Source organism: Acetobacter conturbans, from assembly GCF_011516755.1.
In the GTDB taxonomy this organism is placed as follows: domain Bacteria; phylum Pseudomonadota; class Alphaproteobacteria; order Acetobacterales; family Acetobacteraceae; genus Acetobacter; species Acetobacter conturbans.
The window spans coordinates 1-2,875 of the sequence record NZ_WOSY01000057.1 but is presented as its reverse complement, the minus strand read 5'-3'; the positions used below and the strand labels follow the sequence as shown (position 1 = coordinate 2,875).

Below are 2,875 nucleotides of genomic sequence, written 5' to 3'. Positions count from 1 at the left end.
CTGTCCTGCCTCGATGAGGACCGATTATAGCCCTGATCGCCCGACAGGCGTCTCCCGCTAGCTATCACACGAACGTGAAATCCGACGAAATTACGCCCTGCTTTGATTCCAGTTGTTTCCTACGTGTTTCCTGCGGCGTTCCTCAGAACGCAGAAAGCCACCCGCGATGGTGGATTAACATATTGATATTACTAAGGATTTCATGGTTTCGGGGACCTGCAACCGAAGAAAACTGCGCTCTGCCAATAAAGAGCAGGATACATTGGTTGCGGGGACAGGATTGGTTCTCAGCTTGCGGCAACCACAAGTTGAGAGCAAAGCAGGATTAATGGGCTGTTTTAATAAGCTTTTTTCTGCCCATGCATGAACTCTTACTGAAATAAATGGCCCCTGCCCTCATAAAACGTAGAGTTTATGCATCCAAAGCCACGTCAGCTTCCGCCTACATGTCTGACATACGCGCCTATAAACAGCTTTCCACATAGCGGACACGAGCATTACATCTCTCGCTGGCGAATTGGGGCCGGTTCCCGTCTGGCTGCTTGCGACGAGTCAACATATCCAATGCGCCTGCGCCCCCTTGCTGAAGCAAGACACGAATTCGCACTAGAAGCATATCATGTATCAAGGGATAGTTCGGCCACCCACCGCTCAGCATAGTGCTTTGGAAGGAGTGCGTGATGCGGCGTTAGCTTGAAGCGAATGCCTCCACTGTCACGGACGATATCAGAGACGCCACTACCCACCCAGAACAGAGCAAGATTGCGGTCCGCTGTACAAAGTTGCGTTTGTATCTCGGGAAAGAGGGCCAGAAAATAGACAAGCAAATCGAGTGACTGCAAATCCGATAACGCGTTGTAGGCATCCGCGTTGCTATAGGATTGGCTGAATTTGAGGAGGCTTTTCGCGGCCGATTTTCCCGGGTTCACGAGGGTGCTAAGCGCAGCGAGAACCACAAACGAGTTCAGGGGAACTCCGCAGTCCTTCGCTGTGGCGAGGATATCGTTCCATCGCTTGTCCATATTTCGGTGTGCCACTGGTGAGGCCAAGGTCGGTCCGACGCGGCAAAGGAACGCCTGCTTACGCGCCATAGCTGGTCGAATATCTTCGATCAGCCTTAATAGGCCAGTGACCGAATCTGGTCCGAGTATCACTGTTGCTTCTGGTAACGCCTTACGCAGCTTTGCGACCGCTTCTTCTAGCTGTGCACGTGCAATATCGGGGGTCGGTAGTGAGCGTTTATTGCCCTCCAGCGCGAACAGTAGCGGATTAATACGAACCGGAGCACTTTGGAAAAGATCAAGGAAATCTTGCGCGCGTTCAATCTTTTTGTCGCAGTCGAAACGGCTGGCGATCTCTGTGACAATATTGCGATCGGGTAGGACCACAGCGCCTTTCTGAGTCGCGGCGAGCGAGGACGGCAACCAGCCTCCTCGCACAAGCCCTATTGCTTTCGAAGCGAACGGGCTGACTAAAGTCGACCTAATATTGACGAATTGGCTAGAATCAATGCCCTCGATGTTGGTCTCAACGATCCGTCCGTTATACATTTCAAGAGGGATTGTGATCCCGACATTGGCTTTCGCATTTTCAAGTTCCTCATAGGGGCGCGGTCGGATATCCACTTGGGTGAACGCGATAGTCCGAAGCGGACCGCCACCCGGCCGCTCTTGTTCCTTATAGAAGAACGTCCCGTTGCCAAGGACAGGCGTTTGGATTGGATCAATCATACAAAATACTGATAATCAGGCTTCTCACGGTTGCAAAGAAATATTGGCAGGCTAGTGGGCTGAGACCCGATACAGCCTGACCGCCAGAACCGCCTATCGTCTGAGTAGACAGGCGGCAATCGCCTCATATACGAAATAGGGCGTGGCGGTTTATATTCACGATAGCGGACATGATGAGTACATAACTCTTCCGTCGTGTTGAAATAAAAAGCAGCTTAAGGGGCAGCCATGTTATTACGCAAAATAAGACAAACACACAAATGGCATGCTGATATTTAATTTGATTTCGCTTTGGGTAAAGTGACCGGGCACCTGAAGTCATGGTCGACCGGTTCGAAAGGGAGTATTGTCGTAGGCGGGAATGTTAGATTCATTGTGGATACGAATTTATTCCACGAGTGCCAAAGCCTCAGTGCTGATGATTTTCCTTGGGGCGAGATCGGTGACTTTAATACCATTGAACTCATTGTTACCGACCCCGTCTTGAGCGAACTTGATCGTCAAAAAAAAGATCAGCGTCCCCGTATTAAGAGGCGGGCGGTCGAAGCAATAGCTTGGGTCCGGGCAATGCTGCAATCTAGCGCCGATGAACATGTCTTTCGCCAAAATACTCCACGTGTGTTGATGCGTGTGTCGGCACAGACACCATCTCTTAGTCATCCGAACGTGCTCGACCTAGCCGTGGATGATGACAGAATTGTTGGAGTGGCGCTCGCTTTGACGCGGGAAAATCCGGGGAAGGATATCCGCATATTAAGTGATGATACGAGACCAATTGCGAAATCGAAAGCCCTGAGTATTCCTTTTAACTTTATTCCGTCATCTTGGAAACGCCCGGCCGAGGTCGACGATCAACAAAAAGAAATCAGTCGATTACAAGCAGAGATCACTGCTTTGCAATCGACACATCCTGTTATTTCGTTGCACGCGGATGGCGTCATTAATCGTCGAATTACTCTTTCACGTACAGCTTTCCGTCCTCCATCGCACGAGGAAATCAACTTGTTACGCAATGCCTTACGCGGCAGAGTGACACTAGGGCGTGTCGTCAGTTAATTCCGATGATGGCGGAGGCGAGTTGCACGGCAGCGAGAAAGGTTGACTTCAGCTTGTCGTAGCGTGTTGCGATGCCTCTGAAATGCTTC

The 2,875-nt window shown here is 50.7% G+C and carries 2 protein-coding genes and 1 pseudogene; 1 reads left to right on the top strand and 2 read right to left on the bottom strand.

Features of this window, described 5'->3' with window-relative positions; genetic code table 11:
- Nucleotides 1-617: 617 nt before the first annotated feature.
- Nucleotides 618-1,730 (bottom strand): hypothetical protein, encoded by a 1,113-nt coding sequence (locus GOB81_RS17240; protein WP_173571446.1) that lies wholly within the window; start codon nt 1,728-1,730, stop codon nt 618-620.
- A gap of 375 nt (nt 1,731-2,105) precedes the next feature.
- Here GOB81_RS17240 and GOB81_RS17235 point away from each other — a divergent pair, with 375 nt between their 5' ends.
- The gene (locus GOB81_RS17235) at nt 2,106-2,786 is read left to right on the top strand and encodes a PIN domain-containing protein (RefSeq protein ID WP_173571445.1); all 681 of its coding nucleotides are present in this window, start codon (nt 2,106-2,108) and stop codon (nt 2,784-2,786) included.
- On the opposite strand, the pseudogene GOB81_RS17230 reads toward GOB81_RS17235, so the two are convergent.
- Nucleotides 2,779-2,875 (bottom strand): annotated as a pseudogene (locus GOB81_RS17230) (IS5/IS1182 family transposase); the annotation flags it as partial. The gene GOB81_RS17235 and the pseudogene GOB81_RS17230 sit on opposite strands and share 8 nt — an antisense overlap.